1 protein-coding gene is annotated in these 358 nt (G+C 67.0%); it reads right to left on the bottom strand.

What is annotated here, in order from left to right:
• Positions 1–358 (bottom strand): nitrilase-related carbon-nitrogen hydrolase (locus AC1DS3_RS39605; RefSeq protein WP_477129498.1); only part of this gene is annotated, 358 nt, incomplete at both ends.

The following is a 358-nucleotide window of genomic DNA, read 5'->3' as shown; positions in this document are numbered from 1 at the left end:
CCTTCAGGCCCGCTGCGTCGCCCTGGCCCCAGATCATCCGTTCATGAAACGTCGGCGTGATCTTGCGGCGCTTGAGCACCAGGCGGCCGTCGGTGTCGAAGATGAGCTGCGTGTTGTAAAGACTGCCGTGGTCGCGCTCGTTGACGCCGAGCACCACCACCATGGCGTGCCGGCGCGCGCGCTCGGACACGGCATGGGTGACGGGGCCGGGCACCACCACCGCCTGCTCGTACAGCCGCATATGGTCGCTGCCGGATTGCACGGGCGGCCGTACGAAGGAGAAGTACGGGTAGTACGGCAGGAAGGTTTCCGGAAAGACGATCAGCTGCACGCCCTCCCGTGCGGCGCGGTCGATGGC

It is taken from the genome of Cupriavidus sp. 01L46, assembly GCF_056399905.1.
Note: the sequence above shows the minus strand (reverse complement) of the source record. Positions and strands in the feature narration are given on the sequence as shown.